Origin of the sequence: Aeromonas sp. 600886 (genome assembly GCF_049174935.1) — a bacterium.
In the GTDB taxonomy this organism is placed as follows: domain Bacteria; phylum Pseudomonadota; class Gammaproteobacteria; order Enterobacterales; family Aeromonadaceae; genus Aeromonas; species Aeromonas veronii_A.
The window spans coordinates 76,301-100,965 of sequence record NZ_JAAKUB010000012.1 but is presented as its reverse complement, the minus strand read 5'-3'; the positions used below and the strand labels follow the sequence as shown (position 1 = coordinate 100,965).

Genomic DNA, 24,665 nt, shown 5'->3' with positions numbered 1-24,665 from the left:
CCTCCTGTCGAGGCTTACAGTTTCTTGGATTTCTCGACGACTTCGTCGATACCGCCAACCATGTAGAACGCCTGCTCGGGCAGATCGTCATACTCGCCTTTCAGGATGCCCTGGAAACCACGGATGGTCTCTTTCAGCGGCACGTATTTACCCGGAGAACCGGTAAACACTTCTGCAACGAAGAACGGCTGGGACAGGAAACGCTCGATCTTACGGGCACGGGCTACGGTCAGTTTGTCTTCTTCTGACAGTTCATCCATACCCAGGATGGCGATGATGTCCTTCAGCTCTTTATAGCGCTGCAGTACGGTCTGAACGCCACGAGCGGTCTCGTAGTGCTCCTTGCCAACCACCAGCGGATCCAGCTGACGAGAGGTAGAGTCCAGCGGGTCAACGGCCGGGTAGATACCCAGTGCCGCGATCTGACGGGACAGTACGACGGTCGCATCCAGGTGGGCGAAGGTGGTCGCTGGAGACGGGTCAGTCAAGTCATCCGCAGGAACGTAAACTGCCTGTACGGAGGTGATGGAACCGGTCTTGGTGGAGGTGATACGTTCTTGCAGAACACCCATCTCCTCGGCCAGGGTCGGCTGGTAACCTACTGCGGAAGGCATACGGCCCAGCAGTGCGGATACTTCTGTACCGGCCAGGGTGTAACGGTAGATGTTGTCCACGAAGAACAGCACGTCACGACCTTCGTCACGGAACTTCTCGGCCATGGTCAGGCCGGTCAGCGCTACACGCAGACGGTTTCCGGGCGGCTCGTTCATCTGACCGTAAACCAGAGATACTTTGTCCAGTACGTTGGACTCCATCATCTCGTGGTAGAAGTCGTTACCCTCACGGGTACGCTCACCTACACCGGCGAATACAGAGTAACCACTGTGTTCGATCGCGATGTTACGGATCAGCTCCATCATGTTTACGGTTTTGCCTACACCGGCACCACCGAACAGACCCACTTTACCACCCTTGGCGAACGGACATACCAGGTCGATAACCTTGATGCCGGTCTCCAGCAGCTCGGTGCTGTTGGACTGATCTTCGTAGCTGGGGGCTTCACGGTGGATTGACCAGCTCTCTTCTTCACCGATCGGGCCTTTCTCGTCGATTGGCTCGCCCAGTACGTTCATGATCCGACCCAGTGTCGCAGTACCGACCGGAACCTGGATGGATTTACCGCTATTCATTACTTCCAACCCACGACGCAGACCGTCGGAGGAACCCATGGTGATGCAACGAACGACGCCGCCACCGATCTGTTGCTGAACTTCCAGCACCAGACCCTGGCCTTGACCTTCGCTAACGACCTTCAGTGCATCGTACACCTGGGGCACGGCATTCTGCGGGAACTCGATGTCCACTACAGCGCCGATGATTTGGACGATGAAACCGTTACTCATGTCAAATCCTCTAAACCTTTGATAACCCTTGCCTTACACCGCAGCAGCACCGGATACGATCTCTGTCAGCTCCTGGGTAATACTGGCCTGACGGGCCTTGTTGTATACCAGTTGCAGATCGTTAATCAGGTTACCGGCGTTGTCAGTCGCGGCTTGCATGGCAACCATTCGGGCTGCCTGTTCACTGGCCAAGTTTTCCACTACACCCTGGTAGACCTGAGATTCGACATAGCGAACCAGCAGGGTATCCAGCAGCTTCTTGGGATCCGGCTCATAGAGGTAATCCCAGTGGTGTTTCTTGGCGAGCTTGCTGTCTTCAGTTACGGGCAAAGGCAGCAGTTGATCGACCCGTGGTTGCTGCACCATGGTGTTGACGAACTTGTTGTACACCAGATACAGCTTGTCAATCTCACCGTTGTCGTAAGCCTTCAGCATGACCTTGACTGAACCAATCAGGTCATTGACGCTCGGGTTATCGCCCAGTCCTGCGACATGAGCTTTCACCTTGGCGCCGTGCCGTTCAAAGAAGTTGGAGGCTTTGTTGCCGATCAGAGCCAGGTCAACCTTGGCACCTTTCGCGCTCCATTGCTTCATATCATTGAGGGCAGCCTTGAACAGGTTGATGTTCAGACCACCACACAGGCCACGGTCGGTGGAGACGACGATGTAACCCACTCGCTTGACCTCACGTTCGATGAGGTAGGGGTGTTTGTATTCCAGGTTCCCCTGAGCGATATGGCCGATCACCTTGCGCATGGTTTCAGCGTACGGACGGCTGGCAGACATGCGATCCTGCGCACGGCGCATCTTGCTTGCTGCCACCATTTCCATAGCGCTGGTGATCTTTTGAGTGTTTTTAACACTCCCGATCTTGTTACGTATCTCTTTTGCGCCGGCCATCTCTTCTCTCCATCAGGTGGCAGCTTGCGCTGCCACACTCGCTTACCAGGTCTGGGTTGCCTTGAAGTCATCCAGCAACGCAGTCAGCTTGCCAACGATCGCGTCGTTGTAGTCAGCCTTGGCATTGATTTCAGCCATCAGCTCAGCATGCTGGGTATCGGCGAAAGAGAGCAGAGCGGCTTCGAAGTCGAGGATCTTGCTCAACTCGACATCAGAGAGATAGCCTTTTTCCGCGGCGAACAGCACCAGAGACTGGTGAGCCACGCTCATCGGAGAGTACTGCTTCTGTTTCATCAGCTCGGTCACTTTCTGACCGTGGTCCAGCTGCTTGCGAGTTGCATCGTCCAGGTCGGAAGAGAACTGGGCAAAGGCAGCAAGTTCGCGATACTGGGCCAGCGCGGTACGGATACCACCGGACAGCTTCTTGACGATCTTGGTCTGGGCGGCACCACCCACACGGGATACGGAGATACCCGGATCAACCGCAGGACGAATACCGGCGTTGAAAGACTGGGAAGTCAGGAAGATCTGACCATCGGTGATGGAGATCACGTTGGTCGGAACGAACGCGGATACGTCGCCCGCCTGGGTTTCGATGATCGGCAGCGCGGTCAGAGAACCGGTTTTGCCCTTCACTTCACCCTTGGTGAACTTCTCTACGTACTCGTCGTTGACGCGAGCTGCACGCTCCAGCAGACGGGAGTGCAGATAGAATACGTCGCCCGGGAATGCTTCACGTCCTGGCGGACGGCGCAGCAGCAGGGAGATCTGACGATATGCAACGGCCTGCTTGGACAGGTCATCATAAATGATCAGGGCATCTTCACCGCGGTCACGGAAGTACTCACCCATGGAGCAACCTGAATACGGAGCCAGGTATTGCAGGGCAGCCGCTTCGGAAGCAGAGGCAACAACCACGATGGTGTTGGCCAGAGCACCGTGCTCTTCCAGCTTGCGCACCACGTTGGCGATGGTGGAGGCCTTCTGGCCAATCGCAACGTAGACACACTTAATGCCGGAGTCTTTCTGGTTGATGATGGTGTCGATCGCAATGGCAGTTTTACCTACCTGGCGGTCACCGATGATCAGCTCACGCTGGCCACGACCGATAGGGATCATGGAGTCGATGGCTTTCAGACCGGTCTGGACCGGCTGGTCAACAGACTTACGCTCGATAACGCCCGGGGCAATCACTTCTACCGGAGAGAAGCCATCGTGCTCGACCGGACCTTTACCGTCGATAGGCTGACCCAGGGTGTTGACCACCCGGCCCAGCAGACCACGACCGACCGGCACTTCCAGAATGCGGCCAGTACCTTTTACTTTCATCCCTTCGGCCAGATCGGCATAGGGACCCATCACTACGGCACCAACGGAGTCACGCTCCAGGTTCAATGCCAGAGCGTAGCGGTTGCCCGGCAGCTCGATCATCTCACCCTGCATGGCATCGGCCAGGCCGTGGATACGAATGATACCGTCACTCACGGAGACGATGGTACCTTCGTTACGCGCTTCGCTCTTTACATCAAACTGCGCAATGCGCTGCTTGATCAGCTCGGCGATTTCAGTGGAATTCAGTTGCATGCTCTAATACCCCAATCAAGATTGCAGCGCGTCAGCCATGCGATCCAGCTTGCCGCGGACAGTTCCGTCGATAACCAGATCACCGGCCTTGATGAGCACCCCGGCCATCAAGGACGCGTCGATGCTGCAATTCAGCTTCACTTTGCGCGCGAGACGTTGTTCCAGAGAAGCCTGAATATTGGCTTTCTGCTGGTCGGTCAGTGCAATCGCCGAAATCACGTCAGCCTGAACTTCTTTGTCCAGTTCAGACTTGAACACCACAAATTCGGCAACGACCGCCGGCAGCACACCCAAGCGACCATTCTCTGCCATTACCCGGATCAGGTTCTGGCCATGCTCGTCGAGTTGCTCCCCGCAGATGCTGACAAACAGTTTTGCCAGCTCGTCGGCAGCCACAGAGCCGTTAACCAGGGAGTGGATGGTCTCGTTCTTCACTACTTCCGCAGCGAAGCTGAGCATCCCCAGCCACTGATCAACCGCCTTGTGCTCAACGGCAAACTCGAAAGCAGCCTTGGCGTAGGGGCGAGCGATTGTAGTCAGTTCAGACATAGCCCCGTTCCCGTTACAGTTCAGCTACCAGTTTGTCGACGATGTCGCTGTTGGCAGCCTGGTCGATTTGGCGCGCCAGGATCTTCTCTGCACCCGCAATGGCAAGAGCAGCAACCTGCTTGCGCAGTTCCTCTTTGGCACGATGACGTTCAGCTTCAATCTCGGCACGGCCTTGAGCCAGGATTTTTTCCCGCTCAGCCTGAGCACCGACAGTTGCCTCATCAATGATCTGGGCCTTGCGTTTGTTGGCCTGTTCAATGATTTCAGCAGCCTGCAGCTTGGCTTCTTTCAGCTGATCGACGGCGTTGGCCTTGGCCAAATCCAGATCTTTCTTGGCTCGTTCGGCAGAAGAGAGACCGTCAGCAATAGCTTTCTGACGGGCTTCGATGGCAGCAATCAGCGGCGGCCATACGTACTTCATGCAAAACACTACGAAGAAGAAAAAAGCAATTGCTTGGCCGAGGAGGGTGGCATTGATATTCACAGCCGATGTCCTCTTAAGTTAGTTAATGGGTTATGTCTGGAGAGTCGTAACGACTTAGCCAGCAACCGCAAACATCACGTACAGACCCAGACCAACGGCGATCATCGGGATCGCATCCACCAGACCCATTACGATGAAGAACTGGGTACGCAGAACAGGGATCAGATCCGGTTGACGAGCAGCACCTTCCAGGAACTTGCCACCCAGGATACCGATACCGATGGAAGCGCCGATAGCAGCCAGACCCATCATCATTGCAGCAGCGATGTACAGCAGGTCCATGTTCAAGTTTTCCATGAGGATCTCCAGTTATTTAGATGTAATTGATTGTATAAAAAGGATTATTTGAGTTGCATCAACCATGGTCTTCCTGCGCCATCGACAGATAGACGATGGTCAGAACCATGAAAATGAATGCCTGCAAAGTGATGATCAGGATGTGGAAAATTGCCCAAGGCACGGACAGGATCCACTGTGACCACCAGGGTAACAAACCAGCAATCAGGATAAAGATCAGTTCGCCAGCATACATGTTGCCGAACAGTCGAAGACCCAGAGAAACAGGTTTGGAAATCAGCGTAACAGTTTCCAAGATGAGGTTAACCGGGATGGCCGCCGGGTGATTGAAAGGCTGAAGCGTCAGCTCCTTCACAAACCCGCCGATACCCTTGACCTTGATGCTGTAATACAGGATCAAGAAGAACACGCCCAAAGCCATGGACATGGTGATGTTAACGTCAGCAGAGGGAACCACACGCAGATAGGGAATACCCATCAATTGTGCAGCGTGAGGGATAAAGTCAACGGGGATCAGATCCATGAAGTTCATCAGGAAGATCCACACAAACACCGTCAGCCCCAAAGGTGCGATGACCTTGTTGCGACCGTGAAAGATGTCTTTGACGTTACCATTCACAAACTCGACCAGCATCTCCACAAAGCACTGCAGCTTACCCGGCACCCCGCTGGTAGCGTTAACGGCTACTTTGCGGAACAGCAGGATAAACAGGGCGCCTAGCACGACGGAAAATACCATTGAGTCGATATTGACCGTCCAGAACCCGGACCCGACTTGAAGGTGGGTCAGGTGGTGGGAGATATATCCCTGAGGAGTCAGGACTTCTCCGGTTGCAGACATGAGTTTTCCTAATAGTGGTTGTTAAGCGTGAATGAAACCATCCACTGTACAACGAGGGCGAGGATATAAGTGGCGAAAAACGAGACGGTAACGACCTCGACTCCCGCACCAAACATCAGGGCGAATAGACCTGTTGTAGAAATGAGCTTAATCCCTGCCCCACCATAAAAGTCCCGCAAAACCAGGCCCACACTCTCGGTTGTCACCTTGCGGCGCAGCACCCAGACAGTAAACAAGGCTTGAGGAACCCAGTACATCCCCCCTCCGTAGAGGGCGGAATAACCGGCGCTGGCACCAGTCAGGTAAAACCAGACGGCACTCATCGCCAGGATCAGGATGAGCTGACAAACGAGCATAACCAAGGCCAGTGTCAAACCTTCCAAGGCTATTTTCTGCTTCACCAACCTACCCCTGAACATTACAGAACTGTAAAAAATCGGGATCCGAAGACCCCATGTTAACAGCTCTTAAAGCCGGTCAAATTATACCCTTGAGGGCAGCTATTGCAATATGACAAAAATCCTTAATTTTTGCGGCTTTCCGCGGCAAATCAGGGTTATGGTCATATCAAAAGGAATGGATGTTTTATTACTACAAAAAGCGTAAAAATCACGATTCCGACACGCCAAAATAGCCCAATATACGGTCCAAATCGGACAAATTCTCGTAACTTATTACTAACTTCCCGCTATCCCGCTTGCCAGGCTGAAGTTGCACCTGATTGCCAATTTTTTCTGCCAGTTGGCGCTCCAGGTAGCCGATCTGCGGATCACGGGCCGGTTCGACCCTGGCTTTTGCCGGTTCGAGCGCTTTTTGCACCAGCTTCTCGGTATCGCGTACGGTCAGCCCCTTCTGGGCAACCAGCTTGGCCAGTTCAGACTGGGCCTGGCCGCTCAGTGCCAGCAGGGCACGGGCATGGCCCATATCGAGGTCACCATGCTCGACGAAACGCTTCACGTCATCGTTGAGCTGGTTGAGGCGCAGCAGGTTGGTCACCGTGGTGCGGGACTTGCCCACCGCCTCGGCCACCTGCTGGTGGGTGAGTTCAAATTCGGTCAGCAGTCTTTGTAAAGCGACCGCCTCTTCGATGGCATTGAGGTCTTCCCGCTGAATATTCTCAATCAGCGCGATGGCGACGGCAGCCTCGTCGGGTACATCCTTGACGATGCAGGGCACCACCTCAAGCCGCGCCAGCTGGGACGCGCGCCAGCGCCGTTCACCGGCGATGATTTCGAAGGATTGTTCGCCGAGAGGGCGTACCACGATGGGCTGGATCACCCCCTGGGCGCGGATGGAGTTGGCAAGCTCTTCCAGTGCATCCTGGGACATGTCTTTGCGGGGCTGGTACTTGCCGGACTGCAACCACTCCACCGGCAGCTTGCGCAGCTCGCCCTGATTGGTGGGGGCCATGGCCTCTTCAGTACGTTGATCGCTCATCACCTGTTTCTGGCGGGCAGCCGTGCTGGTACTGAGCAGGGCATCCAGCCCCTTGCCCAGTCCACGTTTTTTCGGAGTCATATGCTCTCTCGGTCTGCGATGGTCGCCTGACGTTCCTGCTCCTGGCGGCGCAGGATCTCGCCAGCCAGAGCCAGGTAGGCCTTGGCGCCCACCGATGATTTGTCATAGTGCATGGCCGGCGCACCGAAACTCGGCGCCTCCGCCAGTCTGACGTTGCGGGGAATGATGGTGCGGTAGACCTTGTCGCCGAAATGCTGTTTTAGCTGATCGGACACATCATTGGCCAGCCGGTTGCGGTGATCGTACATGGTACGCAGCACACCTTCGATCTTGAGATCGGGATTGACCACGGCGGCCAGCTTGCTGATGGTGTCGACCAAGGCGGTGAGCCCCTCCAGCGCATAGTATTCGCACTGCATGGGCACCAGCACGGAGTCGGCGGCGGCCATGGCATTCACGGTCAGCATGTTGAGGGAAGGTGGGCAGTCGATGAAGACGTAGTCGTACTTGTCCCGCACCGAGGCCAGCGCATTGCGCAGACGGATCTCGCGGGCGAAAAACTCCATCAGGCGGATTTCGGCTGCGGTCACGTCGGCGTTGGCGGCGATCAGGTGATAACCACCGGAAGTTTCGGGTATGATCACCTCGCTGATGGGAGCATCTTCGATCAGCAGCTCATAGGCGGTGCGCTCGACTTCGTACTTGTCGACGCCGCTGCCCATGGTGGCATTGCCCTGCGGATCCAGATCGATCACCAGCACCTTGCGCCGGGTGGCGGCCATGGAGGCGGCCAGGTTCACACAGGTGGTGGTTTTACCCACTCCACCCTTCTGGTTGGCTATGGCAATGACTTTTCCCACACTATCCCCTAAATGAAACTGCGACCCTATTCGGGCTGGATATGTTTGAATTCCAGCAGATGACGTTCGCCTTCCAGCTCCGGCACCCGCAGCTCATGACAGGCTACCAGACGGATATTGGCAGGCAACTGGGCCAGCTCCTCTGCGGGATATTGTCCCTTGAGCGCGAGGAAGCTGCCCTGTTCTGACGGCAGGTGGTGACACCAGCTCAGCATGTCCTCTAGCGAAGCGAACGCTCTGCTGAGTACACCATCAAACCCGACTTCGGGTTGATACTCTTCCACCCGGGATTTGATCGGCGTCACATTGGTCAACCCCAGCTCCAGAATGACCTGGCGGATGAAGTTGATCCGTTTGCCCAGACTGTCTAGCAGAACGAACTGCTTGTCCGGATTGATGATCGCCAGCGGCAATCCCGGCAGGCCGGGACCTGTCCCCACGTCGATGAAGCGCTCACCGTGCAAGTGGGGGCTTACCACCAGGCTATCGAGGATATGCTTGACCAGCATGGCGTCCGGATCTCGCACCGAGGTGAGATTGTAAGCCTTGTTCCACTTGTGCAGCAACTCGACCAACTGCACCAGTTGGCTCTTTTGGGTATCGGTGATAACAATTCCGGCCTGCATGAGCAGGCCGTTCAATCTTTCCAGCATATTTTCCAACGGTAAGAATCCTCAGGCGGTTTTACGCAGCAGGCCGTGTTTTTTCAGGTGAACCAGCAGGATGGATATGGCCGCCGGGGTGATACCGGAGATGCGGGAAGCCTGACCAATGGTCTGCGGCTTGGCATCGTTCAGCTTGGCTTTCACCTCGTTGGAGAGGCCGTTCACCTCGCGATAGTCCAGATCCAGCGGCAGCAGGGTGTTCTCGTTGCGCAGCTGCTTCTCCACTTCATCGTGCTGACGCTCGATGTAACCGGCGTACTTGATCTGGATCTCAACCTGTTCGGCCGCAGCAGGATCGGTCACGGAAGGGCCGACACCCTCGATGGCCATCAGCGCATCATAGGTCACCTCGGGACGACGCAGCAGCTCTTCCAGACTCTGTTCGCGGGTCAGCGGGGTGTTGACCAGGGCGTTGACCGCTTCCAGTGACGGATGTTGCGGGTGGATCCAGGTTGAACGCATGCGCTGACGCTCCAGCTCGACCTGTTCCATCTTGGCGTTGAATTTGCCCCAGCGCTCGTCATCTACCAGACCCAGCTCGCGACCGATGGCGGTCAGACGGATATCGGCGTTGTCTTCCCGCAGCAGCAGGCGGTATTCGGCGCGGCTGGTGAACATGCGGTAAGGCTCGCGGGTCCCCAGGGTGGAGAGATCGTCCATCATCACGCCCATGTAGGCCTGATCCCGACGCGGGTTCCAGGGATCCTTGTCCTGGGCACGCAGCGCGGCGTTCAGACCGGCCATCAGGCCTTGTGCCGCCGCCTCTTCATAACCGGTCGTACCGTTGATCTGGCCAGCAAAGAACAAGTTTAGAATGCACTTGCTCTCCATGTTGGCCTTGAGATCCCGCGGATCGAAGAAATCATATTCGATGGCATAGCCGGGGCGGGTGATGTGGGCGTTCTCGAAGCCGCGCACGGAACGGACGATCTGCACCTGCACGTCAAACGGCAGGCTGGTGGATATCCCGTTCGGATAGAGTTCGTGGGTGGTCAGGCCTTCCGGCTCGACGAAGATCTGGTGCGCCGTCTTGTCGGCGAAACGGGTGATCTTGTCTTCGATCGACGGGCAGTAGCGCGGGCCGATCCCCTCGATCACCCCGGCGTACATGGGGCTGCGATCCAGGTTATTGCGGATCACTTCGTGGGTACGCTCGTTGGTGTGGGTGACGTAGCAGGGCACCTGACGGGGATGCTGGCTGGCATTGCCGATAAACGAGAAGACGGGGCGCGGATCGTCGCCGTGCTGCTCCTGCATGACGGAGAAATCGACGCTGCGGGCATCAATGCGCGGCGGGGTGCCCGTCTTGAGGCGATCGATGCGCAGCGGCAGTTCGCGCAGGCGCTGGGCCAAGGCGATCGAGGGAGGATCCCCGGCACGGCCGCCCTTGTAGTTCTCCATCCCTATGTGGATCAAACCATTCAGGAAGGTACCGACCGTCAGCACCACAGTCTTGCCGCTGATGCGGATCCCGCTCTGGGTGACCACACCGGCAACACGATCCCCGTCCATGATCAGATCGTCACAGGCTTGCTGGAAGATCTTCAGGTTCGGGTAGTTCTCCAGCATCTGGCGAACGACGGCCTTGTAGAGCAGGCGATCCGCCTGGGCACGAGTGGCTCGCACTGCCGGGCCCTTGGAGGAGTTGAGGGTGCGGAACTGGATCCCGCCAAGATCGATGGCACGCGCCATGATCCCGCCGAGTGCGTCAACTTCCCTGACCAGGTGTCCCTTGCCGATCCCGCCGATCGCCGGATTACAGGACATGTGTCCCAGCGTATCGATATTGTGGGTCAGCAACAGGGTGTTCATGCCCATACGGGCTGCCGCTGTTGCTGCTTCGGTTCCGGCATGACCGCCACCGACGACGATCACATCAAATTGTTCATGGTATTGCATTGGGATCACCTTGATCTGCACGCCTGAAGATCTTTATTTGCCTGGGCTAAAGGGCGGAACATTCTATCTGTTTCGCGTCCTGAGGGGAACGTCTACTTAACGTTCAGTATGAAGGGAGGATCCACTAATTAGATCTTAAGGATCTTTAGATCGATCTTTTACTGGATCTCTTATTAGGATCCGCCCTTTCTGTTGATAAGCACTTTTTGATCATAAAGATCATTAATTTAAGGACGATCCTAGCTTGTGGAAAAGCTTGGATCCTGGCCCGGTGAACGAGGGGATAACCAGGACTTTTATACACAGAGGTCTGTCGGTCTGGATCTAATACATGGATAACTATAGGTTTTGCAGAGCTTTACACCGTAGTTATACACATTACCCCTGGGCGTTGTGGGTAACCGTGTAGAACAATTCCCCCGGATCAATCTGTTAATAACATGGTGGATAGTCGATCTGGGGATAAGTGGGGAGATCAAGCTTTTTTTCAGGATCTCCCGCACTCTGATCATGCGATCATCGTCATCCAGTCGCGGATCCACACTTCTGCGGCATCTTCGGGGATCTCGTGTTGGGTCACATCGATGTCGAGCCGCTCGCCGATCCGGCTGGCACCGCACTCGGCCAGCAGGCGATCCAGCGTCTTGCCACCCTGGCAAAAGGTGTCATAACTGCTGTCGCCAAGGGCGATCACGCCATATTTCAATGAATTAAGATCCGGATGCTGCTCGGCAAGATCCTTGGCGAAGGGTTGCAGGTTGTCGGGTACATCACCGGCACCGTGGGTCGAGGTGACCACCAGCAGGATGGATCCCGCATCATCCAGTACCTCTGCCAGCTTGGCCGGGTTGTGGATCCGGGTCTGGTGGCCAGCCTGTTCCAGCAGGTTGGCGACGTGGTCTGCGACATATTCGGCGGCGCCCAGCATGGAGCCGACGACGAGATTGAGTTTGGCCATGGAATGGATCCTGATTTCAGACAAAGAAACGGAAAGCCGGATTCTACCGCCAAAGGGTGTGGATAAATATGGATAAAGCTTGGGGATAATGGATCCAGTCAGATAATGCCACCGGATCCATCCTGCCGATCTTTTTTCTGCTTCTTTATATTCCTCTCCATTTTCTTCTCCGCTCATAGCTCTCCTGATGGCTCCCATCTCCCGCGAAATCCTGCCAACGATGCAGCCAGATAACAATGTAGGTGCAAATGATTAGCAATTATTGAATCGATTCGATCACGGCTCCTGTAGTAGGATTGCGCTGCTTTATTCGCCCATGAAACAGGGTGATGTCGTGACAAACGACCACAAATAACAATTAAAACAACATAACTCATTGATAAACGAGACTTTAATATGATTGCGCAAAAATACACTACAGGACCCGGCAAGAAGGGCGCCTTCGGCGTGCTTTCGCTCTCCGGTTTGCTCGTCTCCCTGCCGCTGATGGCCGAACAAACCACCGCTGAGCTGCCCAAAGCCAGCGAAACCATGGTGGTGACAGGTACTGCTATGAAGGTGGAAGTGCCGATGGCCGAGACCCCTCGCGCCGTCTCAGTGGTTAATCGCGAGGAGCTGGATCAGCACGCCGTGTTGCAGCTGGATGAAGCGATTCGCTACCGTTCCGGCGTATTGACCGGCCTCTATGGCTCAGACAACAACACCGACTGGTTCAAGGTGCGTGGCTTCGATGCCGCCTCTTATCTGGATGGCAACCGCTTGTTTGGCACCGGCTACTACGTCTGGACGCCGGAACCGTTCGGTCTGGAGAGTGTGGAAGTGCTGAAGGGGCCAGCCTCGATCCTTTACGGTGAGGCGCCTCCGGGCGGGGTGATCAATGCCATCAGCAAGCGACCGACCGCCACGCCGCAAGGGCAGGTGGATCTGCAGCTTGGCAGCCGTGATCATCGTCAGGTCGGGGTGGACGTCTCTGACGCGCTCTCCGACAACAGCCGTTACCGCATGGTTGCTCTCTATAAAGAGCGTGATGGGGTGCTTACCGGTACTTACAACGATCGGGTTTATCTGGCGCCGAGCGTCACCTTCGATCTTTCGGATCGTACCAGCCTGACCCTGCTGGCCAGCTTCCTGCACGACGAAGGGGTCCCGACCAACGGCTTTTTCCCGGTCTATGGCACCCTGAATACGTCAGGTGGCCAGATTGATCCCTCCACCAACCTGAGCCAGCCGGATTACGATCGCAACCGCAATACCCAGATCTCCACCGGTTACGAGCTGGCCCACCAGCTCAACCAGACCTGGGAGTTCAAGCAGAACGTCCGTTTCAACTATAACGATCTGCTGCTGCGCCAGACCTATATCTTCCCGACCTATGAAGGCACAACCGCCAGTCGTGGCCTGGTTTACCGCGATGGCAATACCAAGAGTGCCACCATGGATAACCAGATGGTGGGCTACTGGAACTCCGACAGCACCGAGCAGACCTTGCTGCTGGGGGTGGATCTGCAGCGTCACGTCAATGAAGGGGTCGAGGCCGACAACTACGGTATGGGCTCCATCAATACCATGAACCCGGATTACAGCGGCTTCCCCGGTTTTGATGAGTCGACTGCTACTCACCAGAAGAGCAGCAAGGGCCAGAGTGGCCTCTATGCCCAGCACCAGGTCCGCTGGGACGATCGCTGGTTGCTGACTGCCGGTGGCCGTTTCGACTATGTGGAGACCCACAATACCAATACCAGCAAGGACGAGCGCCAGTACGATCACGAGCTTTCCCTCTCGGGCAGCCTGATGTATCTGGCTGACAACGGCCTCTCTCCCTACTTTGCCTATGCCGAGTCGTTCGAAGTGCTGCCGGGGATCGATCCCAACACCCGAAACTCCTACAAGCCGCTCAAGGGCAAGCTCTACGAGACCGGCGTGAAGTATGCGCCAGCCTTCCTCGACGGTTACATCAATCTGGCGTTGTTCGATCTGGCCCAGACCAACTCGCTGGTCTCTACCGGTTCCGGCCAGCAGACCCAGGCGGGTGAAGTGACCTCTCAGGGGGTTGAGCTGGAAGGGAGCGTGCAGGTGACCGATGCGCTGCGTCTGACCGCTGCTTATACCTACACCGATGCCAAAACCAACGACACCGGCAGTGGCGATCGCCGTGCCAGCCTGATCCCGCGCCACCAGGCCTCCTTCTGGGGTAACTACAAGGTGCAGCAAGGGGTGGCTTCGGGTCTGGAGCTGGGTACCGGTGTGCGTTATATCGGTTCCAGCGTGGGTATTGGCGCCGTGAATGCGGACTACACCCCCATCTACGGCTCTGCCGAGGTGCCGGCCCATACCGTCTGGGATGCGATGATCGGGTATGACTTTGCCAAGAACTGGCGTGCTCAGCTCAACGTCAACAACCTGCTGGGTGAAACCTACGTGGCCAGTTGTGACTACTACTGCTACTACGGCGAGCCGCGCAGCGTAGTGGGCAGCATCAACTACCGCTGGTAATCGAAGTCGGGCGGGAACCGGGTTCCCGCCCTTCTTTTCACCCGCAGTTGTTCTGATCTCTCTGGAATACCGGTCCGTTATGGAACTATTGTCTCTGGTTTATCGCCAATATCGTTGGCCCTTCATCGCCATCACCCTGCTCAGTCTGCTCAGTGCCGTCAGCGGGATTGGCGTCATTGCTTTTATCAATCAGTCTCTTATCGAATCTATAGGTGATCCGCTGCCGATCCTCGGTCAGCTGGTCGGCCTGATAGTGCTGCTGTTGGTGATCACGCTCGGATCTCAGCTGGCCCTGACCACTCTCGGTCACCATTTTGTCTACCGGTTGCGTGGCCGTCTGCTCAAGCAACTGTTGGATACCGATGTCGCCCGCATCCGCCAGATTGGTCAGGGGCCACTGCTGGCCTCCCTCTCCAGCGATATCGGCCAGATCACCATCGCCTTCGTGCGCCTGCCTGAGCTGGTGCAGGGGCTGGTGCTCACGCTGGGTTCTGCCCTTTACCTTGGCTGGCTCTCTCCTGCATTGCTCGGGGTGACTGCGCTCTGGGTCACCGTCACCATGGTGGTGGGCTGGTTGCTGGTGAACCGTGTTTATCGCCATCTCTCCCACATGCGTCAGGCCGAAGATCGGCTCTATCAGAACTATCAGGCCATCATCGCCGGCAGCAAGGAGCTGGCGCTCAACCGCGAGCGGGCTCACTTCGTTTACCACCAGCTCTATGAGCAGAATGCCCGTGACTACCGCCAGCAGATCATTCGCGCCGACACCTATCACCTGAGCGCGGTGAACTGGTCGAATATCATGATGCTGGGGGCCATCGGTCTGGTCTTCTTTCTGGCCAACGGCCTTGGCTGGGCCAACACCAATGTGGCCGCCACCTTCGCCCTGACCCTGCTGTTCCTGCGCACCCCGCTGTTGCAGGGAATTGGCGCCCTGCCGACCCTGCTTGCCGCTCAGGTGGCGTTCGACAAGATCGCCGCCCTCAATCTGGCCGAGCCGGATGCGGACTTCCCGCTGCCGCCCGCCATCCGACCCTGGCAGCGTATCGAGCTGGAGCAGGTGAGCTTTCACTATCAGGGGGAGGGCGGTTTTGCCGTTGGCCCCATCGATCTGGTCATCGAAAAGGGGGAGCAGATCTTCATCATCGGTGGCAATGGCTCCGGCAAGTCGACCCTGGCCATGCTGCTGACCGGCCTCTATCAACCGGTATCGGGCCGGATCCTGCTGGATGGTGAGCCGATCACCGATCGCAACGGCTATCTGGCGCTCTTCTCCGCCATCTTTACCGACTATCACCTGTTCCAGCACCTGCTGGGGCCGGAACCCAAGGATGAGCTGGTGGCCGAGTGGCTGGAGCGGTTGCAGATGGGCAGCAAGCTCACCATCAAGGATGGCTTTATCGCCGATATCGATCTCTCCCAAGGGCAGCGCAAGCGGGTCGCCCTGCTGCTGGCGCTGGCCGAGCAGCGCGAGGTGATGCTGTTTGACGAGTGGGCTGCGGATCAGGATCCCCAGTTCCGCCGCATCTTCTATCAGGTGCTGTTGCCGCGCCTCAAGGAGATGGGCAAGACAGTGATTGCCATCAGTCACGACGATCACTACTTCCCGCTGGCCGATCGCCTGCTGGAGATGCGCCAGGGCCAGCTCACTGAGCTGACCGGGGCGCGCCGCGCCGAAGTGAGCCGCGATGCGATCGCCCATCTGGATTGCGAGGTGCCGGCTTGATACCGGCACCGATGAGACTGGCGGCAAGCCAGCACAGGAATTGCTTATGTTCGAGATGAAATCAGCCAGCTTCACGGTCAATGACCGCACGCTGCTGCACCCCACCGACCTACGTTTCGAGCAGGGACAGGTCTATGGCCTCATCGGCCACAATGGGTCGGGCAAATCGACCCTGCTCAAGCTGCTGGCACGCCAGCAACCCCTCAGTGACGGCGAGATCATGTTCGATGGCAAGCCGCTGCCCGACTGGGGCAACCGGGAGTTTGCCCGTCAGGTGGCCTATCTGCCCCAGCATCTGCCGAGCGCCGAGAATCTGCTCGGGCGGGAGCTGGTGGAGATGGGCCGCTACCCCTGGCGCGGCCTGCTGGGCCGGATGGGGGCGGAGGATCACCGTCAGGTCGAGCGGGCCATCGCCCTTACCCATACCGAACGCTTTGCCGGTCGGTTGGTGGATACCCTCTCCGGCGGCGAGCGGGGCCGGGTCTGGCTGGCGATGCTGCTGGCCCAGGAGAGCCGCTTCATCCTGCTGGATGAGCCGCTGGCCGCGCTGGACGTGGCCCATCAGGTGGAGGTGCTGACGCTGGTCAAGCAGTTGAGTCGTCAGCTTAACCTTGGGGTCATCATCGTCATTCACGACATCAATATGGCCTCCCGTTTCTGCGATCGGTTGGTGGCGCTCCACTCCGGCCGCCTGCTTACCCACGGTGAACCTGAGGGGCTCATGACCAGCGAGACCCTGCACGCTATCTATGGCATTCCGATGGAGGTCATTCGCCACCCGGCTCATGCTCATCCCATCGCCATCGTCTGACCGGGGGGCTCTCTTGAACCGTTTATTGAAGAAGATGGCACCCTGCCTTATTAGCCTGCTGCTGCCACTAGCGGCGCAGGCCGACACATCCCCGATCGCCTCTGCGCCGCTACCCCGTATTGCCACTGTCGACTGGACCATCGCCGAGACCCTGCTGGCGCTCGGGGTGACGCCGCTGGCCGTTGGGGATGCAGGCCCCTATCAGGCATGGGTCGGCGAGCCACGGCTACCTGCCGGAGTGGTGGATATCGGCCTGCGCACCCAGCCCAACCGTGAGCTGCTGGCGGAGCTCAAACCCGATCGCATCCTCATCTCGCCGCTGGCGGCCCCGCTGGCGCCAACTCTTTCCCGCATCGCGCCGGTGAGCACCATCGCCCTCTATGATGGGCAAACCGATCTGTGGCAGCGGCTGCACGAGGTGACCCTGACCCTCGCCCGCATGGTGGGCAAAACCGCCGAGGGCGAACGGCTGCTGGCCGGGCTGGATCGGGATCTCGCCAGAATGCAGGCCGGATTGTCTGCGGATCTGCCGCCTCTGCTGGTGGTGCAGTTTATCGATGAGCGCCATGTGCGGGTGTTTGGTCGCCACAGCCTGTTCGATGCGGTGATGACGCGGCTCGGGCTGCGTAATGGTTGGCAGGAGCAGACCAATGACTGGGGTTTCTCGGTGGTCAGCATCGAGCAGTTTATGACCTTGCCAACCGCGCGGCTGGTGGTGGTCGATCCCATCCCGGTAGGGGTGAGCGAACGGCTGCAGGAGCCTGGGCTGTGGCAGCATCTGCCGCAGGTACGGCAGGCGCCTGTGCTGCATCTGCCTGCGGTCTGGAGTTTTGGTGGCGTATTGGCCGCCCGCCGTTTCGCCGGTCTGCTCAGCGATGCATTGCTGCAAGATGCCGAGCGTATGGAGGCTAGCCGATGAAGCGACTGCTCACATCGCCGCTGCTGCGGCCGGTCTCGATCCTGCTGGGATTGACCCTCTTGCTCGCGTATTGGGAGCTGGCTCGCCAGCTGCCCGCTGCGCTCTGGTGGCAGAGCCTCTTCGCCCCCAATCTGGATGATGTCAGCCAAGCGGTGGTGCATTTCAGCTGGCTGCCCCGCTTGGTTGTCACCCTGCTGGCTGGGGCGGCGCTCGGGCTGGCAGGCACCCTGATGCAGCAGGTGCTGCGCAACCCGCTCGCGTCACCGACCACCTTGGGGGTGGCCTCCGGCGCCCAACTGGCGTTGATGATGGTGACCCTGTTTGCCCCCTCCTGGTTGCTGTTGGGGCGGGAGTGGATCGCCATGGCCGGTGGCAGCCTCGCGATGGCACTGGTGTTTGCCCTGGCCTGGCGTCGCCAGCTCAATCCGGTGGTCATCGTCTTTGCCGGGCTGGTGATCAACCTCTATCTGGCGGCCATCAGCATGGGACTCTTGCTGTTCTTTCAGGAGGAGCTGAAAGGCTTGCTGGTGTGGGGCAGTGGCTCGCTAGTGCAGAACAGCTGGAGCGGGGTGAGTTACCTGTTACCCCGCTTGCTGGCAGCCGCTGCGCTGGCCGTTGTGCTGGTACGCCCGCTGGCAGTGCTGGAGCTGGATGATGCCAGCGCCCGCAGTCTGGGGGTCTCCCTGCAGCATCTGCGTTTTGCCGGACTGGGGCTGGCGGTGTTTATCACCGCTTGCGTGGTAAGCGTGGTGGGGCTGATCGGCTTTATCGGGCTGGCGGCGCCCGCCATGGTGCGGCTGCTCGGGATCCGCCAGCTTGGCCAGCGGCTGCTGTGGGCACCGATCCTCGGCGCCCTGCTGCTGGCGGCGACCGATCTGCTGCTGCAGAGCCTGAGCCGCTTCTGGCCAGTCTTGATCCCCACCGGCGCAATGACCGCCCTGCTGGGCGCGCCGCTGCTGCTTTGGCTGATCCCGCGCCTTGGCATCAAGTCGGGTACGCCAAAGGCAAACGCCGGCCTGCTGGTGGCCCGCCATCCGGCACCGGCTCGCCTTATCGGCCTGTTGCTGGTCGGGCTGTTGCTGGCCATGGTCGCCTCCCTGCTGTTGGGTCAGGGAATGACGGGCTGGAGCTGGCCGAGCTGGCTCCGCTGGCAGGCTCAACTGGAGTGGCGGTTGCCGCGCACTCTGGCGGCGGGGGCGGCTGGCGTGCTGCTGGCGCTGGCGGGCACCCTGTTGCAGCGGGTCAGCAACAACCCGATGGCGAGCCCGGAGCTGCTGGGGGTGAGCGGTGGCACCTTTATGGGGGTGATTGCCACGGCGCTGCTGCTGCCCGCGTTGCCTTTGCCGCTGATGCTGGCCGGTGGCCTGCTCGGTGCCTTCGGCTGCCTGTTGCTGCTGGTGGTGGTCAATCGCAAGCACGGCTTCCAGCCGGAGCGGATCCTGCTCTCCGGCATCGCCATCACGGCACTGTTTGAGCCGCTGCAGGCCATTGCGCTGGCCAACGGTGACATGCGGGTGCAGCAACTGCTCTCCTGGATGTCCGGCTCCACCTACTACGTCACCCTGCCGGTAGCCTATGGGTTGGTGGGGCTGGCGCTGTTAATGCTGGCCGTCTGCCTGCTGGTGAGCCGCTGGCTCGATCTGCTGCCGATGGGGAGTGCTGTAGCGACCGCGCTTGGCATTCGCCTCAACCGTGCCCAGCTCGCCATCCTGCTGCTGGTGGCCGTGCTCACCGCCAGTGCCACCCTGGTGGTCGGGCCGCTCTCATTCGTCGGTCTTCTGGCGCCACATATGGCCAAGCTGATGGGGCTGGTGCGGGCACGCTGGCACCTGCTTGGGGCCGCCGCTTCCGGCGCCCTGTTGATGGTATCGGCGGACTGGGTCGGCCAGCAGATCCTCTTCCCGCAGGAGGTGCCGGTCGGGCTGGTCTCCACCCTATTAGGGGGCGCTTACTTCATGTGGTGCCTGCGCCGCCTTTAGGTTTGTGGATTGGCTATCGTGTAGTCGGATCAGGGTTGCCAATATGGCAGTAACGATAGGCAGTGTTTTTTGGGGCCAATAACTTGGCCCCCAATATGAGCCGACGTGGCAACTGTTGGGATCATGCTGTCTCTGAATCGTTCTTCAGTTCGCTGAAAAAAAGATCGCATCATAAAAAGGATCAACAAAACCCACGATCTGGCCCGCGCCGAAATCTTCGATTGCATTGAAGCGTTCTACTACAGAGTGCGACGCTAGAGCCACCTTGGATGCGCGTCACACCAGAGGTCTTCGAATAAGTCTCGTCGTGAGAACAGAATATGTCTACCATCGTGGGCTAAGTCCATCTGATCTGGGTATGATCCTGCGCCAGATTGTCTCGACTTCACTTGCTTATTGTCTTATAAATACAAACGTTTAGATATTGCCAACCTAGCGAGGCAAAGGATGAAATTTATTTTCGATCTCGACGGAACTCTTAGCTGCTGTGAAACATTGCCTATCATAGCTAAAAGTTTCAATGTCACTACGCAAATAGAAGAGTTAACTGCCCAGACTATTAATGGTCAGATCCCATTCATGGAAAGTTTCATCAAGCGGGTTGACATACTTGGTCACCTAGATGTGGCTCAAGTTGCTCGCATCGTAGCGGATATTCCCCTTAACCAGTCTCTGCTCGATTTTATCAATAGTAACCGTGATGACTGTATTATTGCCACTGGAAATTATAATGGCTGGATCGCAGAATTAGCCAAAAAAATAGAGTGCGTAATTCGTTCATCAGAAGGGGAAGTTGATGCCAATGGCAAGGTTCGATTAACCAAAATACTAAAGAAAGAAGATATTGTTAAAGAGTATCAAGCGCAAGGTGAGCAAGTCGTTTTCATCGGTGATGGAAATAATGATGCTGAGGCCATGAGGATCGCTGATGTTTCTATTGCTTGCGGCTTGATTCACCAACCGGCAAATACGGTCATGCAAGTTGCAGATTATGCAGTATATGATTCTGTTGCTATGCTCAGGTTACTGCAACAGATAAAATCACCTCAAAATGGAAGGTCAGTGGTAATTAGTGCTGCGGGGGTTGGTTCGCGCCTTGGGCTGGGACAAACAAAGTCGCTTATTAAGCTACAAGGGGTGCCACTTATTCATCTACAGCTAGAACAATTCCGGCATGTAAGTGATCTTAGAATAGTTGTTGGTTTTCAGGCTAGCAGTCTTATTGATGAAGTATGCTCGATCAGAAAAGATATTATTTTTGTTTTCAATCACGATTATTTTCACTCTAAAACTGGCGCTAGTCTCTATCTTGGTGGTAAACATGCTAATGAAATGATTATTGCTTGGGATGGGGATCTATTAGTTCACCCAGATGATATTGCTCAGTGCATTGAAGCAGAGCAAGAATTTATTGGGGTGAGTCAAAAAGTGAGCGAAGACGCAGTTTTTGTGAAGCTTAATGAACAAGAACAAGTTGTTTCATTTTCCAGAGATGATGGTGATTACGAGTGGTCTGGACCTGCTGCCATCCGCAGGGAAAATATAAGATTTACCTCGGGCCATCTTTACAATCTTTTAGAACCATTATTGCCAATGTCTGCGAAGATAATACGAGCGCAAGATATTGACACTTATGAAGACTATAAGAAAGCTGTTGATTTTGTGGACTCGTGGAGTAGTGGTAATCATAAAATAAATAGTTATTATGAAAAACTAGCCAGCAAAATAAAATCACCAATAGAGACTAGAAATAAAGCCCCCGATTTTTCTATTTTTGATATTGAGTTAGTCAAACGTTTCTCAGATAAAAGTAAAACCCTGCTTGATCTTGGTGCTGGTACTGGGCTGCTTGTTAATCACCTTACAGAAGATTTCTCTAAAATAGTCGCTGTAGAAAAATATTCTAACTTTAGCGATTTTATAAAAAGAACGGACAACCTGAAAGTTATTAATGAAGATCTCAATATATTTGATGTGGCAGAGAAATTTGATCTTGTTACCATTTTTGGTGTGATGAATTTCTTCAATAGAACAGAGGCGGAACGGATTTATCAGAAGGCTCGCTCATGGATACGACCTGCTGGTACTTTGATAGTCAAGCATCAGATGGGGTGTACTGAAGATGTCATTGTTGATGGTTACTCCAAAGAGCTAGGAACAGATTACTACTCTGAATATAGATGGCTACAGCATGAGATAGATCTTATACGTCAAGCCGGTTTCAGCATTAAGGAAGTTGTTGATATTTATCCAAAAGAGTACAACCGATGGGATAACACCCATTTCTATGCCCTTGTCTGTATACCTGAAGAGAGCAGTTAGGCAAAACTGTACTGAATAATAATTATTGGATGACGATACCATGAGTCGATTTACGCGTTTTCTCCAATCATTCCTGAGGCGTTCAGGAAAGTGCGATGCTGATCTCATTTTTTCAGAACAGCTGGTTAATCTGAGTCAGGGGATTGAGCAAGGTAACCAGCAACTGTCAGAGGGGCAGCTAACTCTGCGTGATGATATCTCCAGACTTCAGGCTATAACAGAACTTCTGCGCGAGAAAGTCAGTTCATTACCGGTGATGTCATCAGCCAATGTCCACGATGTGATAGTTACAGCGGCTGAGCTTGAAGATGTTTTTGTTGGTATTTCTAAAAATATCAAGAGTTGGCAGCAGTGCAATATAGTTTTTGCATGTCCAGTGCTACATGATGGTGTCTCGTTACTGTTGCAAGATCAGGAAGTTATTTATGTTCGCAATGTTGACGATTTTGTATTGCATTTGAAAGATCGTCATGTAACAAGTATTGGTATCACATCACCTTGGCTGATGCAGGATTTTATTGGTGAGCGACATATCCTAAATCTACTTCTGAGGGCTTGTCAAAGTCATATTTTATATATCGATAATTGCCATTTTGTGGTACATAGTAAGAACACTAGAAAACGTCTTCATAAGGTTGGTTTCTATGAGATAGCACAGCTTTCGGAAAATCAAAAATGTGATTTTGTCTCTATTGGATGTTTGCCTGATGGTTCTTATTCTGTATTTGGTTCTGCACCGGCGATTTATACTGAGTCGCCCAGCTGTGTAACACTTAGGGCGGCTAGACTCCCAATTTGCAATACCGAAAATTTCTATTGGGAGAATTTGATGATAACACCATTTGATTCGACCAAGATTGGTTTTATGGCGCCAGCTGATGGTTTTTCTCTGGCCATTGCTCAGGCAAAAACTGCTGTAGATGATGTGATTAGTATAAAGGCTAAATTTTCGTGGTTGGGGGCTGGGAGTGGACATGCTTCTCTGGTCGCTTGCTATTCAGGCCCGCAAGATAGTCATATGTATGCCTGTATGCTTCAGGCATCCACGGCAGATATGCCTGTTATCACATTATGGGTTAATGATGGTAGTTGGAGGATAATAAGTGAGCCTAAATTTATACCAAGTGAAGAGGTGAATGTTACCGCTGGGCAGTACTCTACTATTATTGCACTCTCTGTCATGTCTACCAAAGTAATGGTTGAGGTTGGCAGCACTCTCATTATTGATGTCATTGACACCAAGTTGACGCGTACACCGCGAGTGGGGATAAGAGCAAGCGATAATCAGTTTGCTGTTTCTCAAATTACCACATAATAAAAGGCCAGACCTCATGAAAATTGTTACCTCAGGCGTAGATTCTGAGTATGTGTTGGTTGATTTATGCAAATACCTTAGGGCGGTTGGTTATGATGTCACAGAGTTGGATTTTGGCCAACTCACAGCGCAGGATGAAGATTTACTTGCCCCCTTTATTGGTGAGGATGTTGTCTACATTACATCAGCACATACTAATTTAACTAGAGATGTTGCAAAGTTTTTGGCGCCAAAATTTAATGAACACTACCCAAATTATTTATCGCCATTAGAAATAATTCAAAAATTAAAACCTAAGAAATCCATATATATTCCACATGATCTTCTTACTCCTTTTGGAGATAAAAATCTCAATGAACTAAGGTTTTTGGATCTTTTTGACTACATACTTACGCCTTTTTCATCCTCTGCACTCCAGGCGACCTTGGGTCGTCATACGAAAGTCATAGAAAGTGGATGGATAAAGCATACAAAAAGTGCTCGTCCTAGCCAGCCAGCCCAAAAAAATAAACCGAGGATTGTACTGTTCATCAGTATGTTTGAACACTTGCGTCTGAGATTTGGTGATTCAGGAATAGTCGATTACTTTGCTCCGCTTATAACGGAAAATGTCAGAGTCAAGTTACCTGCTTGGCGGGACGTGGCGCAGGTAGAGAAATTATTCAATAATCGTTTTCCCGATTGCATCATTCCCGCTGAGGAGTGCTCGATCCGAGCGATTCAGGAGGCTGATGTTGTGTTGTGCAACGGTGCTTCCTCCATACATGCCGAGTCCATTCTAATGGGGCGGCCCACAGTCTGCCTGTTGGATGATGAGGGCTTGCCATCCGATGAGCAGCGCAGCAAGCTGGGACATCTCCAGGCCATTCTGTTTCATGACTATCGACAACGAGCACCATTGGCAGATGAGTTTGTCGAGCAGGCGATGAAATATCACAGCAACTTCCCGTCAGCCCACTTTGATTATGGTGTAGTGGAAAACATCATCAGCAAGTGATGCTGTGGTCATTGTGATGGCGCAGTTGCGTTTGTGCTTGCGGATGCCTGTGGCTGGATCAAGGTAGGAGCCGGCGTAGTAGGTTAAGCGCAGAGCGCGCTTGCCTTCGGCGTCCGGTGCGCAGAATTCGATGCTGATCTTCATGAGTGTCCCCCGAAAGTACCCCGAGAGGTTACTTCGGGGAACTTTCGGGGTAAATTCTCAC

At 55.2% G+C, this 24,665-nt stretch carries 22 protein-coding genes and 1 pseudogene; 9 read left to right on the top strand and 14 right to left on the bottom strand.

Features of this window, described 5'->3' with window-relative positions; translation table 11 throughout:
* Window positions 1-14: 14 nt before the first annotated feature.
* The 13 genes from atpD to mioC form a co-directional block, all read right to left on the bottom strand.
* A complete protein-coding gene (gene atpD, locus G5179_RS11395; RefSeq protein ID WP_026455856.1) occupies window positions 15-1,403 on the bottom strand; it encodes a F0F1 ATP synthase subunit beta in 1,389 nt (462 codons plus the stop codon).
* Window positions 1,404-1,436: 33 nt separating this feature from the next.
* Window positions 1,437-2,303, bottom strand: coding sequence for a F0F1 ATP synthase subunit gamma (gene atpG, locus G5179_RS11390; protein WP_041210471.1), 867 nt, complete (start codon window positions 2,301-2,303; stop codon window positions 1,437-1,439).
* Window positions 2,304-2,345: 42 nt separating this feature from the next.
* Window positions 2,346-3,887 carry a F0F1 ATP synthase subunit alpha gene (gene atpA, locus G5179_RS11385; RefSeq protein ID WP_216952485.1) on the bottom strand — a complete coding sequence of 514 codons (1,542 nt, stop codon included), beginning with the start codon at window positions 3,885-3,887 and terminating at the stop codon, window positions 2,346-2,348.
* 15 nt (window positions 3,888-3,902) lie between these two features.
* Window positions 3,903-4,436, bottom strand: a complete 534-nt coding sequence (gene atpH, locus G5179_RS11380; protein ID WP_204480539.1) for a F0F1 ATP synthase subunit delta — start codon at window positions 4,434-4,436, stop codon at window positions 3,903-3,905.
* 13 nt (window positions 4,437-4,449) lie between these two features.
* Window positions 4,450-4,920, bottom strand: coding sequence for a F0F1 ATP synthase subunit B (atpF, locus tag G5179_RS11375; RefSeq protein ID WP_421251609.1), 471 nt, complete (start codon window positions 4,918-4,920; stop codon window positions 4,450-4,452).
* A gap of 54 nt (window positions 4,921-4,974) precedes the next feature.
* The gene (gene atpE, locus G5179_RS11370; protein ID WP_005307205.1) at window positions 4,975-5,217 is read right to left on the bottom strand and encodes a F0F1 ATP synthase subunit C; all 243 of its coding nucleotides are present in this window, start codon (window positions 5,215-5,217) and stop codon (window positions 4,975-4,977) included.
* Window positions 5,218-5,275: 58 nt separating this feature from the next.
* Window positions 5,276-6,058, bottom strand: a complete 783-nt coding sequence (atpB, locus tag G5179_RS11365) for a F0F1 ATP synthase subunit A (protein ID WP_005339335.1) — start codon at window positions 6,056-6,058, stop codon at window positions 5,276-5,278.
* 8 nt (window positions 6,059-6,066) lie between these two features.
* A complete protein-coding gene (locus G5179_RS11360) occupies window positions 6,067-6,477 on the bottom strand; it encodes an ATP synthase subunit I (protein WP_019445506.1) in 411 nt (136 codons plus the stop codon).
* Window positions 6,478-6,667: 190 nt separating this feature from the next.
* On the bottom strand, window positions 6,668-7,576 hold the full coding sequence (locus tag G5179_RS11355) for a ParB/RepB/Spo0J family partition protein (RefSeq protein ID WP_005342343.1): 909 nt from the start codon (window positions 7,574-7,576) through the stop codon (window positions 6,668-6,670).
* Window positions 7,573-8,376 carry a ParA family protein gene (locus G5179_RS11350; RefSeq protein WP_216952494.1) on the bottom strand — a complete coding sequence of 268 codons (804 nt, stop codon included), beginning with the start codon at window positions 8,374-8,376 and terminating at the stop codon, window positions 7,573-7,575. The genes G5179_RS11355 and G5179_RS11350 overlap by 4 nt, the downstream gene beginning before the upstream one ends.
* A 26-nt stretch (window positions 8,377-8,402) precedes the next feature.
* Window positions 8,403-9,029 (bottom strand): 16S rRNA (guanine(527)-N(7))-methyltransferase RsmG, encoded by a 627-nt coding sequence (gene rsmG / locus G5179_RS11345; protein ID WP_033115246.1) that lies wholly within the window; start codon window positions 9,027-9,029, stop codon window positions 8,403-8,405.
* 21 nt (window positions 9,030-9,050) lie between these two features.
* A complete protein-coding gene (gene mnmG / locus G5179_RS11340) occupies window positions 9,051-10,940 on the bottom strand; it encodes a tRNA uridine-5-carboxymethylaminomethyl(34) synthesis enzyme MnmG (RefSeq protein ID WP_421258383.1) in 1,890 nt (629 codons plus the stop codon).
* 508 nt (window positions 10,941-11,448) lie between these two features.
* Entirely contained in the window at window positions 11,449-11,898 is a 450-nt protein-coding gene (gene mioC / locus G5179_RS11335; RefSeq protein ID WP_033138545.1) for an FMN-binding protein MioC, read from the bottom strand.
* 396 nt (window positions 11,899-12,294) lie between these two features.
* Here mioC and G5179_RS11330 point away from each other — a divergent pair, with 396 nt between their 5' ends.
* The 9 genes and pseudogenes from G5179_RS11330 (at window position 12,295) to G5179_RS11290 (ending at window position 24,460) form a co-directional block, all read left to right on the top strand.
* Window positions 12,295-14,391, top strand: coding sequence for a TonB-dependent siderophore receptor (locus G5179_RS11330; RefSeq protein WP_421258382.1), 2,097 nt, complete (start codon window positions 12,295-12,297; stop codon window positions 14,389-14,391).
* 79 nt (window positions 14,392-14,470) lie between these two features.
* A complete protein-coding gene (locus G5179_RS11325; protein ID WP_421258381.1) occupies window positions 14,471-16,117 on the top strand; it encodes a multidrug ABC transporter permease/ATP-binding protein in 1,647 nt (548 codons plus the stop codon).
* A 46-nt stretch (window positions 16,118-16,163) separates the two neighbouring features.
* Window positions 16,164-16,928 (top strand): ATP-binding cassette domain-containing protein, encoded by a 765-nt coding sequence (locus G5179_RS11320; RefSeq protein WP_421258380.1) that lies wholly within the window; start codon window positions 16,164-16,166, stop codon window positions 16,926-16,928.
* Between the two features lie 34 nt (window positions 16,929-16,962).
* Complete coding sequence (locus G5179_RS11315) at window positions 16,963-17,847, top strand: ABC transporter substrate-binding protein (protein WP_421258399.1); 885 nt, start codon at window positions 16,963-16,965, stop codon at window positions 17,845-17,847.
* Window positions 17,844-19,826 (top strand): Fe(3+)-hydroxamate ABC transporter permease FhuB, encoded by a 1,983-nt coding sequence (gene fhuB / locus G5179_RS11310; RefSeq protein ID WP_421258379.1) that lies wholly within the window; start codon window positions 17,844-17,846, stop codon window positions 19,824-19,826. Before G5179_RS11315 ends, fhuB begins: the two co-directional genes overlap by 4 nt.
* Window positions 19,827-19,850: 24 nt before the next feature.
* Window positions 19,851-20,084: pseudogene (locus tag G5179_RS11305) on the top strand (IS3 family transposase); the annotation flags it as partial.
* 189 nt (window positions 20,085-20,273) lie between these two features.
* Window positions 20,274-22,148, top strand: a complete 1,875-nt coding sequence (locus tag G5179_RS11300; RefSeq protein ID WP_227341692.1) for an HAD-IB family phosphatase — start codon at window positions 20,274-20,276, stop codon at window positions 22,146-22,148.
* Window positions 22,149-22,188: 40 nt separating this feature from the next.
* Window positions 22,189-23,463, top strand: coding sequence for a hypothetical protein (locus G5179_RS11295; RefSeq protein ID WP_421258378.1), 1,275 nt, complete (start codon window positions 22,189-22,191; stop codon window positions 23,461-23,463).
* Between the two features lie 16 nt (window positions 23,464-23,479).
* Window positions 23,480-24,460 (top strand): hypothetical protein, encoded by a 981-nt coding sequence (locus G5179_RS11290; RefSeq protein WP_421258377.1) that lies wholly within the window; start codon window positions 23,480-23,482, stop codon window positions 24,458-24,460.
* On the opposite strand, the gene G5179_RS11285 is transcribed toward G5179_RS11290, so the two are convergent.
* On the bottom strand, window positions 24,413-24,604 hold the full coding sequence (locus tag G5179_RS11285; protein WP_421223552.1) for a hypothetical protein: 192 nt from the start codon (window positions 24,602-24,604) through the stop codon (window positions 24,413-24,415). The genes G5179_RS11290 and G5179_RS11285 overlap by 48 nt on opposite strands.
* Between the last annotated feature and the right edge of the window lie 61 nt (window positions 24,605-24,665).

Bases quoted from the DNA above. Each gene is read 5' to 3' on its own strand.
- atpD (WP_026455856.1), bottom strand. From the start codon at position 1,403: ATGAGTAACGGTTTCATCGTCCAAATCATCGGCGCTGTAGTGGACATC.
- atpG (WP_041210471.1), bottom strand. From the start codon at position 2,303: ATGGCCGGCGCAAAAGAGATACGTAACAAGATCGGGAGTGTTAAAAAC.
- atpA (WP_216952485.1), bottom strand. From the start codon at position 3,887: ATGCAACTGAATTCCACTGAAATCGCCGAGCTGATCAAGCAGCGCATT.
- atpH (WP_204480539.1), bottom strand. From the start codon at position 4,436: ATGTCTGAACTGACTACAATCGCTCGCCCCTACGCCAAGGCTGCTTTC.
- atpE (WP_005307205.1), bottom strand. From the start codon at position 5,217: ATGGAAAACTTGAACATGGACCTGCTGTACATCGCTGCTGCAATGATG.
- atpB (WP_005339335.1), bottom strand. From the start codon at position 6,058: ATGTCTGCAACCGGAGAAGTCCTGACTCCTCAGGGATATATCTCCCAC.
- G5179_RS11360 (WP_019445506.1), bottom strand. From the start codon at position 6,477: ATGTTCAGGGGTAGGTTGGTGAAGCAGAAAATAGCCTTGGAAGGTTTG.
- G5179_RS11355 (WP_005342343.1), bottom strand. From the start codon at position 7,576: ATGACTCCGAAAAAACGTGGACTGGGCAAGGGGCTGGATGCCCTGCTC.
- rsmG (WP_033115246.1), bottom strand. From the start codon at position 9,029: ATGCTGGAAAGATTGAACGGCCTGCTCATGCAGGCCGGAATTGTTATC.
- mnmG (WP_421258383.1), bottom strand. From the start codon at position 10,940: ATGCAATACCATGAACAATTTGATGTGATCGTCGTCGGTGGCGGTCAT.
- mioC (WP_033138545.1), bottom strand. From the start codon at position 11,898: ATGGCCAAACTCAATCTCGTCGTCGGCTCCATGCTGGGCGCCGCCGAA.
- G5179_RS11330 (WP_421258382.1), top strand. From the start codon at position 12,295: ATGATTGCGCAAAAATACACTACAGGACCCGGCAAGAAGGGCGCCTTC.
- G5179_RS11325 (WP_421258381.1), top strand. From the start codon at position 14,471: ATGGAACTATTGTCTCTGGTTTATCGCCAATATCGTTGGCCCTTCATC.
- G5179_RS11320 (WP_421258380.1), top strand. From the start codon at position 16,164: ATGTTCGAGATGAAATCAGCCAGCTTCACGGTCAATGACCGCACGCTG.
- G5179_RS11315 (WP_421258399.1), top strand. From the start codon at position 16,963: ATGGCACCCTGCCTTATTAGCCTGCTGCTGCCACTAGCGGCGCAGGCC.
- fhuB (WP_421258379.1), top strand. From the start codon at position 17,844: ATGAAGCGACTGCTCACATCGCCGCTGCTGCGGCCGGTCTCGATCCTG.
- G5179_RS11300 (WP_227341692.1), top strand. From the start codon at position 20,274: ATGAAATTTATTTTCGATCTCGACGGAACTCTTAGCTGCTGTGAAACA.
- G5179_RS11295 (WP_421258378.1), top strand. From the start codon at position 22,189: ATGAGTCGATTTACGCGTTTTCTCCAATCATTCCTGAGGCGTTCAGGA.
- G5179_RS11290 (WP_421258377.1), top strand. From the start codon at position 23,480: ATGAAAATTGTTACCTCAGGCGTAGATTCTGAGTATGTGTTGGTTGAT.
- G5179_RS11285 (WP_421223552.1), bottom strand. From the start codon at position 24,604: ATGAAGATCAGCATCGAATTCTGCGCACCGGACGCCGAAGGCAAGCGC.